The organism is Cytobacillus sp. NJ13, assembly GCA_030348385.1.
GTDB lineage: Bacteria > Bacillota > Bacilli > Bacillales > Cytobacillaceae > Cytobacillus.
The window spans coordinates 5,231,595-5,244,347 of sequence record JAUCFP010000006.1 but is presented as its reverse complement, the minus strand read 5'-3'; the positions used below and the strand labels follow the sequence as shown (position 1 = coordinate 5,244,347).

The following is a 12,753-nucleotide window of genomic DNA, read 5'->3' as shown; positions in this document are numbered from 1 at the left end:
AAGGATCATGAAACCTATAGAAAACCTGCTGAATTCAAAAAAAATAGGAAGCTTTACCCTTCCTATTTCAAATATTCAAATTCATTGATATGCATTTGGATAAGTGCGTTTTTTGCTGTTTCATCCAACTCTGAATGTGTTATCCTCTTAACCGCAAGGTAAAATTTTTCATAGATCGTCTTACGGACTCTAGGATGGGAATTTTCATCCTTTAGTTCCCTGGAGATTGCTTCTTTCAATATCATTTCAGCATTATGATCCTCTTCGAGTTTCCGGTTATTCCAAAGCTTCCGGTATTCATTCAGAAGCTTTTCATAGTCTGCACTCATTACTGCCACTTCCCTTCCAAAACAGGAAACCATTATATTTCCTTAGATGTATTTTTACATAAATAATTTTATAAATGCAAAAAATATAGCTAATATGCCAGAAAGGAGAATGAGTTAATGAATTCACCTTATCGGTGCCCAAACTGTAAAACCAACAGAAGCCGATTTAATATTATTCAGCAGGTGCCTCAATCCATCAAAATGGATCCGCAGACAGGGAATGTATTAGAAGAGTACAGTAATGAACAGCTGTCCCCATTCCATATGCCTTATAAAGGTCCTGACAAGAGAGTGCAGTGTGCGGCCTGCGGACTTGTAGAAGACGAGCGCACATTCATCAAATTTGGCGAAAAACAGTAGTCTTGCTGAAAACGAATAAAAGCTTGAGATATTATTCTCAAGCTTTTATTCGTTCACTAACTTATTTTCATTTAGGAATCTTTTATTGTCCACTTTCCATGGGTCCGCTTGTGAAAAGCGAACAAGATAGATGCTGCCTCGAAAATGCAGTCTGCCGCGGTTTTTTATAAACCAGTCTGCTTCTACCGGCACTTCCAAGCTCAGCTCGTCTGTCAAATCCTCAGCAGGAAGGACAGGCATCGCACTTAGCCTTACATTTTCTATGCTGGGCAGGATTTTTTTCCAGGCTGAGGGCTGGAGGGAAATGGGCTGTACCAGCTTGGGATCCTGCTGTTTTAATCCGGCCATGAATGCACTGATTACTTCAAATGGATTTGCATTATAGAGATATTCATCAAGTTTTCCTGCTGCTTTTAAGATCATCAGCATATGTGATAAATCCATGTAATTGGTACGGTGGGTGGTGCTGCCATAAAAATGAATACAGAAGTGCCCAGGAAAGTTGTTTTTCAGTGCTCCGCCTCCATGGGGCATTCCATGCATCGAAGCGGCAATCCACTGATTTCCATTAATAACAATGATTGCCCGCCGCTTCCAGCTCCATTTTCCTCCATAAATGCTTTTCATTATTTTTGTCTCTTCAGCATTTAATGGCTGAACATCAGCATGATGGCTGCCGGCTCGTCTTTGAACTTTAAACTTCTTGCCTGTTTCAACATCCAGAACAGTAAATTTACTGTATTTAGGCAATATCCCATTCACTTTTTTCCAAGGGATCATCTCAATTTGCCAGCTTATCCCCTCTTCGCTTGCAGCAGTGTGTGTGCCTCCTGCAGCAAGAAGAACAATGAAGATCATGATTGCGTGTATTGTTTTCATAAGTTCCACTCATTTTTTAAGTTTTTTCGGTTCAGCATTATATATTGAGTTTCCCAAAAACAGGTTTTTTTCATTCATCTTAGGAATAAAAAAATCGCACAATTTGAGTGCGATTTTTCTTAACTTTAATTAATGCCTTCTAAGGTTTTTAACCTTTTTTCAATTTTTCCCCAGTCAAGATTTTCTCCTATAAAAACCATATTCAGGGGCATATTTATGTTCTCCTGCATATACAGCGGCATTCCATAAGAAAACTGAAAAAGAAACGGGTACTTTGATGAATTCAGTTTCAAATAACCTTTTATTCTGTAAACAGTATCAGGGATACCTCTTAGAAAGTCCTCAAATTCAGACTGATTGACAGGTTTTTGAAACTGATAAACAAAAGTGCTCAAGCGTAGATCAGAAAAAACATGTGACCTGGATGCGGGGCTTTTTTTCCCGGAAGACATGCCTCTTACCTCCTTCACAGCGACCTTTGAGTACGATGTTAAGATGCTGAATGCCTGGCTGTTTAGACCCTGAACCTCCATCGTAAGCCGCGCCTGTTCCGCTTCGGTAAGTTCATCTGCTTTATTTAAAATTATTAAATCCGCATGCCGCACCTGCTCAATTAAGAGCTGCTGAATCTGAGGGCTTAACATCTTTCGATTAAGCCATCTGGGACCGTCAACAACAGAAAGAACCCCTTTTACCAGCATGCGTTCTGCAAAGAGGGGGGAAAGGATGCTATCCAGAACTTCAATGGGATGTGCAGCGCCTGTTGTCTCAATATAGATCGCTTCCGGCTTATCAGCCATCAATAATTCCTGAAGCTGAGCTTCCAGCTTATCTGAGATTGTACAGCATATGCATCCGTCAAGCAGCTCCTTTAAAGGTACATCCTCATCGACCACGTCTGAGTCAATTGATACTTTCCCAAGCTCGTTCATCATGACTGCCACTTTCCTGCCTTGCTTTTTTTCATCCTGGAGCAGCTGCTTAAGAAGTGTAGTCTTCCCGCTCCCAAGAAAACCTGATAATATATATATTTCTGTTTTATTCATATTTTTCCCCTTCTTCACGATCTGCAAGCATTTCTTCAATCATAATTATCATTTTCTTCTCTATTGCATCAATATCAAGATTTGTTAAATAACCAACTGAATGAAACATTTCCTGTTTGCATTTCCAGATGGGAATATATGCATTTGGAAAAAAATCATCTTCCGTTTCAATTCCCAATTCCAAAATGGACTCATAATCAACTTTAAAAACATCATTTTCTGATGCACAGCGGCCTTTAATGGTTCTGATCAGGTCCACTACCAGATTTTCCCCGCCGGTTTGAAAGACTGATTTATAGTTATTAAGAAGTTTTTCTGCAAGCTTTTCGCACTTTTGTTCTATATCTGATATTTGATTGCGGGTCTGCTCATTAAGTTCCACTATCTGCTTCAAAGGATCACCTCTTTATAGCTATCCTGTCTAATGACACATTGTATATGATTTTATCAGTCCATACAAACCATAAGTCATATTTGCTATAATCTCTAATAAGGATGGTGGAGTTAATATGCTAGAAAATACCGGAGAAAGAATCATACCGGAGGAAATGCCCATTACAAACGGAATGCTTCTGGAACATTTGGCGCGTTACTATTTTGCCATTTATTATGCCAGAGGAAGAGTCCTTGATATTGCCTGCGGAACGGGGTACGGCTCAAAAATTATGGCAAAAGCCAAGAAAAAAGAAATCAATGAAATTATCGCAGTGGACGTTGATGAAGATACACTGAAATATGCCAGGCAGCACCACTATCATCCTCTTGTACAATTTGTAAAAGCCAATGCAGAAGATGAAAACCTCACTGATCAATTAGGATTCTTTGATGTGATAACGAGCTTTGAAACACTTGAACACCTGGCATCAGAAGAAATATTTCTTAACAGCCTTTATAAGATGCTAAAGCCTGGAGGGACTCTCATTTTATCCACTCCATTCGGCGCTGGAAGGGGACAACCAACGAGAGAGCCATTCCATTATCATCAGCTGACTGAAGATGAATTCACCGATCTGTTTAAGTCATACGGAGAGACGGAATTTTATTATCAGAGAAGTGTTCTTATTGAACCGAAAAGAGAAGGCAAACACTACCCTTTTGGGATTGCGGTCTGCAGAAAAAATAAATGAGGAGCCCCACTGGCTCCTCATTTTTAAAGCGCTATGGCTCATATCTGCACTATTCTTTTTCAGCCTTCAAAAACTGCTTAAGTGCTTCAGAGTTTTCCTCGAAATCCAGCTGGAGAACCGATCCGGCATGCTCATATGTTTTATTTTCAAAACTGTCTGTAATCGGCACCCTCAGTGTTTCAATATCAGTAACAGGATCCATTAAAAATGAAACACCCAAAGCTATTGCTTCCTCAATCTTTAAGTCAGTTTCAACGTATTTCAATGCCTGGCTGATCACTTCCGGAAACCTTGCCAAACCAGCAGGTGATGAGAATTGATTCATCACTTCATCTTTAAGCTCTATCAAAATTTCCTGCTGTCTGTCCACTCTCCCAAAATCACTTTGTCCATCATGGCGAAATCTCACATACGATAAAAGGTCGCTCCCCTTAAGTTTTTGCTTGCCGGGCTCCAAATCCAATCCCATATCGTCAATCATTGCAGAACTGACTTCCAATTCAATACCGTCAGGGGCAATGGCATCAAGCATTTTTGTAAATCCCTTAAAATCGATAATTGCTGTATGATCGATTTGGACTCCGAAGTTTTGTTCTATTGTATCCTTTAATAAATCCTTGCCGCCTATATAATAAGCATGATTCAGTTTGCTGTACATATATTGATAATCAGGAATTTTTACATAGCTGTCCCTCATTAAAGAGACCAATTTAATCGAATCTCCAGAAGGTGCATAACTGGCTAGAAGAATAGCATCTGAACGTGACTCCTCTTCTCCCCTGCTGTCAACACCTATCAGCAAAAAGTTTTTCGTTTCATTTCCAAGAGCGGATGGCTCTTTATCTTCCTTTTCAGCCTCATCAGCTGAAGAATCCTGCCTTACCTCATTGCGATCTTCTTTTTGCTGAAAGGAAGTACAGCCGGACAGGATGGCTGCAGCCAATAAAAAACCAATTATTATATTCTTCAAGCGAATCACCCCACCGTTGCTTATTGTAAAGTTTACTATCATTGTGGGAAAGATGAATGCTTTATATACCCATTTTCTATAACAGGAATACATGTATCCATAGAAAAAGCTCTCCAAAAAATGGAGAGCTTTTACCTTAAGATTCTATTTGTTCTTTCAGCACTTCGGCTGCTTTTTGAATTTGCGTATCATTTTGATCAATTTTTTCACGGAGTTTTTCCATCAGTCTAAGGGTAGACTGCCCTGATAATACTCCATTTTGTTCAAGCTTTTCAGCAGCCTGAAATTCCTTGACAGCCTGTTCTGTTTTTTCATCAAAGAAACCGTCTTCTCTTCCAGGATCATACCCAAGTGCTTTCAGCATTTGCTGTGCTGCTTTAACCTGAGCTGAAGAAGCAGAAAGCTTTAATTCAGTGTCAGGATTAATAAATGGCAGTGTAGCATAATCAGGCAAGGCCACTTTGTGGTCTGGTGTTATTCCCTTTTTATGAATCCAATTTCCATCCGGAGTCAGCCATTTTTCAGTAGTGAATTTCATGTTAGATCCATCTGAGAAGTCCTGTGCACGCTGGACTGTGCCTTTTCCAAACGACTTTTCACCGACAAGCGGCACATCTGCAGACTCGTGTACTGCTGCGGCCAAAATTTCTGATGCACTTGCGCTTCCTTTATCAATCACAACTACTAAAGGAATATTCGGGTTTTCTTCTTGCGTTGATTTAACTTCTTCCCTGTTTCCATTGCGGTCTTCAATTTGGAATAAAATCTCGCCATCCGGGACAAACAGGCTGGAAATTTTCACTGCCTGATCCAGAAGGCCCCCAGGATTCTGGCGAAGATCAAGGATTAATCCTTTCATGCCCTGCTTTTGCAGCTCATTCAGAGTTTCCACCAGCTCTTTAGAAGTATTTTCCGAGAAAGTAGTAATCTGCACTTTAGCAATACCATCTTCAAGCATTTCCCCATAGACGGTTTCAAGCGGGATAGTATCGCGAGTAATGGAAATATTCATAGGCTCATCCCCGCCAGGGCGCTGAACTGAAAGTTCTACCTTAGTGCCTTTTTCGCCTCTGATCAGCATAACGGCTTCTGTAGAACTCATTCCCTGAAGGCTTTTTCCATCAACTGACAGGACCTTGTCATTCGGTTTAAGCCCTGCTTTTTCAGCAGGTGAACCTTTTAATGGTGAAACAATTACAATATAGCCTTCCTGCTCCTGGATTTCAGCTCCGATTCCTTCAAATGAGGATGAAATACTCTGATGGAAGCTTTTGGCTTCTTCCTCGTTCATATAGTCTGAGTATGGATCATCCAGCGCTTCAAGCATACCGTTAATAGCGCCGTTTATAAGGTTATCCTGGTCAACTTCCTGGAAATAGTTTGTTTTAAGGGTATCATAAGCTGTATAAAGCTTATCAAATTCCCTTCTTTCGCCTGTTCCAACATCTACTGCTTTTTCATCTCCAAAAGCCAATGCAAAGGTAGTAATTCCAGCTGAAAGGAAAACAATAAAAAACAGCAGCATGACAAAATGAAACTTTTTCATGCGGATAAAACCTGAATGGTTAGTATCTGGTGTTTCGGAAGTTTCTTTGTTTACATCTTCATTTTGCAAACTCTTCACCACTTTCGTTACCGTAAAATAACTATGTACAATCCTTAATGATTAGAATAACATTTTTATCGAAAAAATAACAAAGAAAAATGCGTATGTGTAAAATTTGAAAGAGCGCCAGCGAAATATGCTAAAGCGCTCCTTCTTTTTGTTAGGCTACCCCATAGCCTTGATCTTCTATCGCTTTTATTAAGTTTTCCTTATCAGCTTTTTTCGAGTCATACTCAATATCTGCATGTTCGTCGTGTAAGGCAATTGCGACGCTTGCCACGCCATCAATGGAGAGAAGGGCATTTTTGACCGCCTCTTCGCAGTGGCTGCAGGTCATGCCCACAACTTTAAGTGAAACCTTTTCCAATGTATGTGCCTCCTTTTTATAATGAAACCTGGTATATTTATACCTCATTAAAGGAAGTTAATAAACATACGGTCAACAGCCGGCAATACCAACAGGCCATATAACAAATAGCTTAATAAAGTTTCTTGCAGAATACCATGGCATCAAACTTCTCACCATTAAACGGCAAATGTTTTTCCAGTTTTTCTTTTTCAATAAATCCATTTTTTTTCAGAACCTTGCCTGAAGCTTCGTTGAATGACATGGTCAGTGCTTTAAGACAGATTAATCCTAATACCTCTTTAGCTTCTCTGATTATTAATTCAACTGCTTTTGAAGCATAGCCCAATCCTGTATGATTCTCCCCAATTCTATAGCCGATTTCCCCTGTAAGAGTCTCTCGGTTAATATTGTAAACATTTATCCGCCCGGCTATTTCGTCATTTTCATTTTTAATTAGGTACATATAATACTCATCATAACTTCTCGATTCCTTCATTTGCAGGATTGAAGCAATAATGAAATCCACTGAATAATATGCATCCCCTCGCGAAGGGACATATTGTTCAAAATACATACGGTTTTCTTTTTCAAAATTTAAAAGTTTTTCCGCATCCCTGCCTGTTAGCTCACTCAGAAAAATCATATTATTCCCTCAATTACCCTTTTTATTATATTTTACATGGGAGCATCCAGAAAATAAAAGATTAATGTTTTGCCGCTGTAAACCATATTTTATTATAAAGTCTCTTTTCAAAAACCCACAAGAATTCTCCCAATCCTTTCGAAACAGCCAGACTTCAGCTATTCCATCACTTTTTAAGGGGTGAATATTATGATAAGCGCAGTATTATGGCTAAGTTTCGCACTTTCCCTGATCAGCCTTATTGCCGGAGTCATGAACCAGTCATGGAAACTTGCATTTTTCAGCTTCCTTCTTCTGCTGCCTTTAGGATATTATTTATCAGGAGCAGAAAACACACTCCGCTTTTTATCGGCCCTTCCGGTTGTTCCTCTTATTTTAGCAGTTATTTACTATTTCCAATCGGGGAAAAGCAGATCAAAGCAGAGAAACAAATGAAAGAGGCCTTTTTGGCCTCTTAGATTTTTTTAACAATATCGAAGTATTCTTCCAAAGTCCATTTCTTTTCATAAATGACTTTTGCAGCCTCTGTACCCACATATCGGAAATGCCAAGGCTCAAATTTATAACCTGTGATGGCTTCTTTTCCTTTTGGATAGCGGAGAATAAAACCGTAGCGATGTGCATTTTCAGCAAGCCACTTTCCTTCATTTGTTTCCCCGAATTCTTCTGAAAGCTCAAGGTTTGCACTTCTGCTGGAGATATCCATTGTAAGTCCTGTCTGATGTTCACTGCTTCCGGGAATTGCCACAGCCTGAACCGCTTTTTCTTTCCCCACTCTATTTACTTCTGCCTCAAAAACCTGTGACTGCCGTGTAAATGAGCGATATCCGGAAACAGCAAATAATTCCACACCCTCATTCAATGCTCCGGTAAATAGCTTCTCCAAGGCCTGGGCTGCGTCCTGCCGCATATAGCTTTTTTCCAAATCTAATTTACCATATGAAAATGCAACATCCGGGATCATTAACTTGGATGGTTCATAGCCATCCGGAAGGCTGAATTGTTTGTTGACAAGGACCATCACATTATCAGGGTTCTGGATTATATTTCTGCCATCGACAGCTTTTATATCATTAAAATATGAAGCTTCCAATGAAAGAGGATCATCTTGAATTTCTTCATTCTCTTCGTTGCCTGCTTCCTCCGCACTGTTTTCTTCTTTTTTTGAGGATTCATCTTCTTGAGGAGGTTCCTCAAGGCTTTTTTCTTCCCCAATGAACGGTATTTTTTCAATAAGCGGCTGGACCTTATCCAAATATGGATCAAGCTGGCTGCAGCCGGAAAGCAGGAGGCTAAGAGTCCCTGCCATAATTATAATCTTTTTCATTCAAACTCACCTGTCTTTTTTTGTCTAGCGCAAGCAGCCTGCCCCCTCGAGTGTCGTGGGTGAACACCAAGGAATGCTTCATTGGACTAACTTCGCAGGAACAAGTGATCTTTACTTGTTCCGAAGGCGCTTCCGCTTTTCTTTTTCTTTGCACCATTACTATTTTAACACTACAAGTCAACTAGTCCATAATTGTGTAAAAAACAGGACAAACGGCACAAATTGCGTTTTGCAGATTTGAATTTTTTTAATTTTTTTATTTAAATTTCAAAAAAAAATAAAACTGGCTCTCAATGAACCAGTTTCCATTTCCTTTATTCTTTAACAGCAGCCTCAAGTGCAACTTCAATCATTTCATTGAAGGTAGTTTGTCTTTCTTCAGAAGTTGTTTCCTCACCTGTTAGGATGTGATCGCTGACTGTTAAGACAGAAAGCGCCTTACGGCCAAACTTCGCTGCAAGTGTATATAGCGCAGCCGTTTCCATCTCAATAGCCAAAATCTGATATTGTGCCCATTTTTCGTGATCAGCATTGTCATTATAGAACATATCTGCTGTAAATACATTTCCGACTTTAAGGTTTAATCCTTTTTCAACACCTGCATCATAAGCTTTTTTCAAAAGATCGAAGTTAGCTGTCGGCGCAAAGTCAACTCCTCCGAAAGTCAGCCTATTCATTTGGGAGTCTGTAGAAGAGCTCATTGCCAGGATTACATCCCTAACTTTCACATCTTTTTGAATCGCACCGCATGTGCCTACTCTAATTAAGTTTTGAACCTTGTAGCTCTGCATCAGTTCATTAATATAGATAGAAATGGATGGAACTCCCATGCCTGTGCCCTGAACTGATATGCGTTTCCCTTTATACGTTCCAGTATAGCCAAACATGTTGCGGACTTCATTGTAGCATTCTGCATTTTCCAGAAATGTTTCTGCAATATATTTTGCACGCAGAGGATCTCCAGGAAGCAGGACCGTTTCCGCAATTTCGTTTTCTTTAGCACCGATATGTATGCTCATAATCAAAACCTCCAAATTATTTCTGAAGCCTCTGTAAATGCTTCCAAGTCAAACTATACCATATGTGCCATCACTTAGAAACAAATTACATAAGGCATGTTTTTTTTCTGTAAGGGCAAGCTATTTTTAGCTTTTCCAAAGGAGGTTGTAATCATGCCGCAAAAAGGAATGAGCAAAAAAATCAGGCAGGCCGTTCAGCATGCCAATGAGACAAATCCATCATCAAGGGCTAATACCGAGCCTCATACATCCAAAACAGTCAAAACAAAAAGCAATCGATAATCGGAGGGATTAGGATGGGCAAAAAGCACCGTAACCGTATAAATTCTCCAAAGAAAAATAATCATATTCCTGCTGAAGCAATTATTGCAGAGCAAGAAGCCCACGGCAAGGAGTACACTGCCAATAAACGCAAAAACAGTCCGGGATCAAACATAACAGAATAAAATATTTAATAAAAATAAGCAGGAGAGCTATACTGACCTCCTGCTTTTTCATTTAGCGTATATGTATTCGATTAACTTCTTCCCAGCCGCCCGGCTTTAGCTGGTAATAAAATTGCCCTCTCCTGCCTTCATCAATATAGAGTATATCCCCTGTGGAAATAAATCGGCCATCAAAATCCCCAGGGATCCGGTCATGCACATTAAACTTCCTAAAAACTGAATCCAGACATTCCACATGGGTTAGTGCTTCGACATTTAGGCGATATACTTGCTGAAAGCCTTTTTTGTCCCTAAATTTAGGTGTTTGAAAGATCGTCACATCATATTCTTTTCTTTTGATTCTTGTTAATTCCTTCAGCATTTGGTATCCTCCTCTTTTCTATGCATCCGCTTTTTTGACTTATTTACTTATTAATCGCAGTGATCTGTCAGCTGCTTTGACGAATAAGGTCTTTAAAAGCATTTTTTATGACATTTTTTTACTTGCCGGCCAAAATTTCTAAGAACAATTTTCTATTACTGTTTAATTAGCCATTTTTCTTGTCGCTTCCTCCATCAAAAAAATACTACTTTTGTCGATTCACGGTTTTTTTCATAAAGAAAACGCTTTCAAAAGTGTTTAACCTGCATATTATGTATAAAAGTCTTCTCGGGAGGTGATGAAAATTGTGGGTATCTAAAAAGCCTGTTATATATTCAATCCTTATCGGATTGGTAATAATGACTATTTCTTATTTTTTTCAGCCTCTCATGCCTTTTCAGTCTATCGCACACAGAGGCGCATCCGCACTTGCACCGGAAAACACGCTTGCCTCCTTTGAAAAAGCTATTGAATTGGGCTTTGACTATATCGAGTTAGATGTAAGGCTGAGCAAGGATAATCAGCTAGTCGTTATCCATGACGCTAATGTTTTGCGCACTACCGACGGCGAGGGGCTGATTGAGGATTTGACGGTTAAGGATATAAAAAAGCTTGATGCAGGATCTTGGTTTTCTCCTGAGTTTGCCGGTGAAAAAATCCCATTATTAAATGAAGTATTAGAAAAAGTCAGCGGAAAAACAGGAATCATAATTGAAATGAAATCACCTGAAAATCAGCCTGGCATGACAGAAACTCTGGCAGACATGCTAAATTCTTATAAACCAGACAATCACATAAAAGTCCAATCTTTTCATATTAATGAGATGAAAAAATTCCACCAGCTTGCTCCCGAAATTCCTGCTGGCCTGCTGCTGAGCAAACACCTGGATTTGTTTCATTTGGCATCCTACCGCGATTTTGCCTCTTTCCTATCTGTTCACCATCTCTTACTTTCCAAGTCTTTCATTAACCAAGCTGAGTTATTCGGTTATGAGATTTACTCGTGGACCATCAGCAAGCCATACCAGTTTGCAGACATGCAGCGGCTCGGTGTTCATGGAATTATTTCCGATGATGAGAAGAGAATTCCCGACTCAATCATGTACGCGTTAATCACCCCATTTTTAAAAGGACAGGATTTCTTAAAAACACTTCTGGCATAACTATATGCATTCCACAGCCACAGTCTGAGCATAAAAAAACGATGGGCGTCACCCATCGTTTTCGTCAGCATTTATTTAAGCATATTTTGCAATGACAGACTGTAGCTTTTGCTGCATATAAGGAATATCTGCATTTGTAACAGTGAAACGGACAAAGGCTTCATCCATTTCCAATGCTTCTGCCAGGAATCCGCCCAGCCCTCTCGCTTTGCGGTCTACTTGCATCAGGATCTCAGTCTCTCCATTTGACTGTGGAAAAAATACAACTTCCAGTTCATCCAGCTTTCCTCTGAAAGGACCGGAGACTGGAACAAATTCAAACTCTTGTATAAACGGCAGCCTTCTGCGGAGGCGGTGCGGAGCCTGTTCGCATTCTGCTTCCCGCAAACGGAATCCCATACTCGAAACAGCGTTCAATACAGAATCCATTAGCGGGTTTGCCACAACTCGAATATAATCCTTATCGGCAGGATCCACCGCGTTTTTTATATCCAGCCCAGTCGCCACCCAAATTTTTGTTTTCCCAAAAGACAAAGGTGTGTCAGCTGGAAGGTTAAAGGTAAATGGAATCTCCTTTCGTTCATTCGCAGCCAGGGTGAAGGATTGAGCAAGCCTGAAACGGTCAATCAAACCGGAGACTGTATATTTTTTATCATCTGATTCTTTAATATAAGTAGTATTCAATGAAAGATAAATATCATCGATTTTCTGTTCGGTGCTTCCCCCTGTAATCTCGACAACGCCTCTGAGGACTTCACCTGGGGCTGCTGAATCCTTTTCAAGTTTCGTATCGACTTTTGCCGATCCAATTCCCACACTTGCCAGGACCTTATTAAAAAATGACATATGCTTCTCTCCCTAGTTCTTTTTTTATTTTATTTCTTTCCCAATTGAAGATTTACCTTCAAGCCGGCCAACTTTTTTAAACATTTCCGGCAGTCTTTACTATATATAACACAAAGCACTTGTTTCATTTAGATATACGTGCTCATAACAAGAAAAGTTTCATTTTTTTGATGTGCTGCCGGATATTTTTTATATTTGCGGAATTTGCTTTATCATTTCTAAGCGTTTTCTTGAAAGATGATGTGTGCTTTTATTCGATGTTTCAGAATATGTATGTGCTTG

At 39.7% G+C, this 12,753-nt stretch carries 18 protein-coding genes; 6 read left to right on the top strand and 12 right to left on the bottom strand.

Annotated features, from left to right (window positions below; all coding sequences use genetic code 11):
- Window positions 1-62 precede the first annotated feature (62 nt).
- Window positions 63-329 carry a hypothetical protein gene (locus QUF73_26005; GenBank protein MDM5229573.1) on the bottom strand — a complete coding sequence of 89 codons (267 nt, stop codon included), beginning with the start codon at window positions 327-329 and terminating at the stop codon, window positions 63-65.
- Between the two features lie 117 nt (window positions 330-446).
- Between QUF73_26005 and QUF73_26000 the strand changes: the two genes are divergently transcribed.
- The gene (locus QUF73_26000; protein MDM5229572.1) at window positions 447-689 is read left to right on the top strand and encodes a DNA alkylation repair protein; all 243 of its coding nucleotides are present in this window, start codon (window positions 447-449) and stop codon (window positions 687-689) included.
- 45 nt (window positions 690-734) lie between these two features.
- On the opposite strand, the gene QUF73_25995 is transcribed toward QUF73_26000, so the two are convergent.
- The 3 genes from QUF73_25995 to QUF73_25985 form a co-directional block, all read right to left on the bottom strand.
- Window positions 735-1,568 (bottom strand): hypothetical protein, encoded by an 834-nt coding sequence (locus QUF73_25995; protein ID MDM5229571.1) that lies wholly within the window; start codon window positions 1,566-1,568, stop codon window positions 735-737.
- Window positions 1,569-1,693: 125 nt separating this feature from the next.
- Window positions 1,694-2,614: a GTP-binding protein gene (locus tag QUF73_25990; protein ID MDM5229570.1), complete on the bottom strand. Its 921-nt coding sequence runs from the start codon at window positions 2,612-2,614 to the stop codon at window positions 1,694-1,696.
- On the bottom strand, window positions 2,607-3,008 hold the full coding sequence (locus tag QUF73_25985; protein MDM5229569.1) for a hypothetical protein: 402 nt from the start codon (window positions 3,006-3,008) through the stop codon (window positions 2,607-2,609). The genes QUF73_25990 and QUF73_25985 overlap by 8 nt, the downstream gene beginning before the upstream one ends.
- A 115-nt stretch (window positions 3,009-3,123) precedes the next feature.
- Here QUF73_25985 and QUF73_25980 point away from each other — a divergent pair, with 115 nt between their 5' ends.
- Window positions 3,124-3,741 carry a class I SAM-dependent methyltransferase gene (locus QUF73_25980; protein ID MDM5229568.1) on the top strand — a complete coding sequence of 206 codons (618 nt, stop codon included), beginning with the start codon at window positions 3,124-3,126 and terminating at the stop codon, window positions 3,739-3,741.
- A 49-nt stretch (window positions 3,742-3,790) separates the two neighbouring features.
- Here QUF73_25980 and QUF73_25975 read toward each other — a convergent pair whose 3' ends face one another.
- The 4 genes from QUF73_25975 to QUF73_25960 form a co-directional block, all read right to left on the bottom strand.
- Window positions 3,791-4,720, bottom strand: a complete 930-nt coding sequence (locus tag QUF73_25975) for an LCP family protein (protein MDM5229567.1) — start codon at window positions 4,718-4,720, stop codon at window positions 3,791-3,793.
- Between the two features lie 127 nt (window positions 4,721-4,847).
- Window positions 4,848-6,326 (bottom strand): S41 family peptidase, encoded by a 1,479-nt coding sequence (locus QUF73_25970; GenBank protein ID MDM5229566.1) that lies wholly within the window; start codon window positions 6,324-6,326, stop codon window positions 4,848-4,850.
- A gap of 151 nt (window positions 6,327-6,477) precedes the next feature.
- The gene (locus QUF73_25965) at window positions 6,478-6,684 is read right to left on the bottom strand and encodes a cation transporter (protein ID MDM5229565.1); all 207 of its coding nucleotides are present in this window, start codon (window positions 6,682-6,684) and stop codon (window positions 6,478-6,480) included.
- Window positions 6,685-6,796: 112 nt separating this feature from the next.
- The gene (locus QUF73_25960) at window positions 6,797-7,309 is read right to left on the bottom strand and encodes a GNAT family protein (GenBank protein MDM5229564.1); all 513 of its coding nucleotides are present in this window, start codon (window positions 7,307-7,309) and stop codon (window positions 6,797-6,799) included.
- Window positions 7,310-7,498: 189 nt separating this feature from the next.
- Between QUF73_25960 and QUF73_25955 the strand changes: the two genes are divergently transcribed.
- Complete coding sequence (locus tag QUF73_25955; GenBank protein ID MDM5229563.1) at window positions 7,499-7,744, top strand: hypothetical protein; 246 nt, start codon at window positions 7,499-7,501, stop codon at window positions 7,742-7,744.
- Between the two features lie 19 nt (window positions 7,745-7,763).
- Here the strand turns inward: QUF73_25955 and QUF73_25950 are convergent, their stop codons facing one another.
- Both QUF73_25950 and deoD read right to left on the bottom strand, forming a co-directional pair.
- Window positions 7,764-8,636, bottom strand: a complete 873-nt coding sequence (locus QUF73_25950; GenBank protein ID MDM5229562.1) for a M15 family metallopeptidase — start codon at window positions 8,634-8,636, stop codon at window positions 7,764-7,766.
- 314 nt (window positions 8,637-8,950) lie between these two features.
- On the bottom strand, window positions 8,951-9,655 hold the full coding sequence (gene deoD, locus QUF73_25945) for a purine-nucleoside phosphorylase (protein MDM5229561.1): 705 nt from the start codon (window positions 9,653-9,655) through the stop codon (window positions 8,951-8,953).
- Between the two features lie 153 nt (window positions 9,656-9,808).
- Here deoD and QUF73_25940 point away from each other — a divergent pair, with 153 nt between their 5' ends.
- Together QUF73_25940 and QUF73_25935 are read left to right on the top strand one after the other, a co-directional pair.
- A complete protein-coding gene (locus QUF73_25940; GenBank protein ID MDM5229560.1) occupies window positions 9,809-9,937 on the top strand; it encodes a hypothetical protein in 129 nt (42 codons plus the stop codon).
- Between the two features lie 14 nt (window positions 9,938-9,951).
- Complete coding sequence (locus QUF73_25935) at window positions 9,952-10,101, top strand: hypothetical protein (protein ID MDM5229559.1); 150 nt, start codon at window positions 9,952-9,954, stop codon at window positions 10,099-10,101.
- A 52-nt stretch (window positions 10,102-10,153) separates the two neighbouring features.
- Here the strand turns inward: QUF73_25935 and QUF73_25930 are convergent, their stop codons facing one another.
- Window positions 10,154-10,462 carry a YodL domain-containing protein gene (locus QUF73_25930; protein ID MDM5229558.1) on the bottom strand — a complete coding sequence of 103 codons (309 nt, stop codon included), beginning with the start codon at window positions 10,460-10,462 and terminating at the stop codon, window positions 10,154-10,156.
- A 305-nt stretch (window positions 10,463-10,767) separates the two neighbouring features.
- Here QUF73_25930 and QUF73_25925 point away from each other — a divergent pair, with 305 nt between their 5' ends.
- Window positions 10,768-11,625 carry a glycerophosphodiester phosphodiesterase family protein gene (locus tag QUF73_25925; protein MDM5229557.1) on the top strand — a complete coding sequence of 286 codons (858 nt, stop codon included), beginning with the start codon at window positions 10,768-10,770 and terminating at the stop codon, window positions 11,623-11,625.
- Window positions 11,626-11,700: 75 nt separating this feature from the next.
- Here the strand turns inward: QUF73_25925 and QUF73_25920 are convergent, their stop codons facing one another.
- The gene (locus QUF73_25920; protein ID MDM5229556.1) at window positions 11,701-12,471 is read right to left on the bottom strand and encodes a sporulation protein; all 771 of its coding nucleotides are present in this window, start codon (window positions 12,469-12,471) and stop codon (window positions 11,701-11,703) included.
- Window positions 12,472-12,753 lie beyond the last annotated feature (282 nt).

What these genes read in the sequence shown, in the direction of transcription:
- QUF73_25935 (MDM5229559.1), top strand. Translation starts at nt 9,952, where the DNA reads ATGGGCAAAAAGCACCGTAACCGTATAAATTCTCCAAAGAAAAATAAT.
- QUF73_25960 (MDM5229564.1), bottom strand. Translation starts at nt 7,309, where the DNA reads ATGATTTTTCTGAGTGAGCTAACAGGCAGGGATGCGGAAAAACTTTTA.
- QUF73_25930 (MDM5229558.1), bottom strand. Translation starts at nt 10,462, where the DNA reads ATGCTGAAGGAATTAACAAGAATCAAAAGAAAAGAATATGATGTGACG.
- deoD (MDM5229561.1), bottom strand. Translation starts at nt 9,655, where the DNA reads ATGAGCATACATATCGGTGCTAAAGAAAACGAAATTGCGGAAACGGTC.
- QUF73_25955 (MDM5229563.1), top strand. Translation starts at nt 7,499, where the DNA reads ATGATAAGCGCAGTATTATGGCTAAGTTTCGCACTTTCCCTGATCAGC.
- QUF73_25940 (MDM5229560.1), top strand. Translation starts at nt 9,809, where the DNA reads ATGCCGCAAAAAGGAATGAGCAAAAAAATCAGGCAGGCCGTTCAGCAT.
- QUF73_25950 (MDM5229562.1), bottom strand. Translation starts at nt 8,636, where the DNA reads ATGAAAAAGATTATAATTATGGCAGGGACTCTTAGCCTCCTGCTTTCC.
- QUF73_25980 (MDM5229568.1), top strand. Translation starts at nt 3,124, where the DNA reads ATGCTAGAAAATACCGGAGAAAGAATCATACCGGAGGAAATGCCCATT.
- QUF73_25990 (MDM5229570.1), bottom strand. Translation starts at nt 2,614, where the DNA reads ATGAATAAAACAGAAATATATATATTATCAGGTTTTCTTGGGAGCGGG.
- QUF73_25995 (MDM5229571.1), bottom strand. Translation starts at nt 1,568, where the DNA reads ATGAAAACAATACACGCAATCATGATCTTCATTGTTCTTCTTGCTGCA.
- QUF73_25920 (MDM5229556.1), bottom strand. Translation starts at nt 12,471, where the DNA reads ATGTCATTTTTTAATAAGGTCCTGGCAAGTGTGGGAATTGGATCGGCA.
- QUF73_26005 (MDM5229573.1), bottom strand. Translation starts at nt 329, where the DNA reads ATGAGTGCAGACTATGAAAAGCTTCTGAATGAATACCGGAAGCTTTGG.
- QUF73_26000 (MDM5229572.1), top strand. Translation starts at nt 447, where the DNA reads ATGAATTCACCTTATCGGTGCCCAAACTGTAAAACCAACAGAAGCCGA.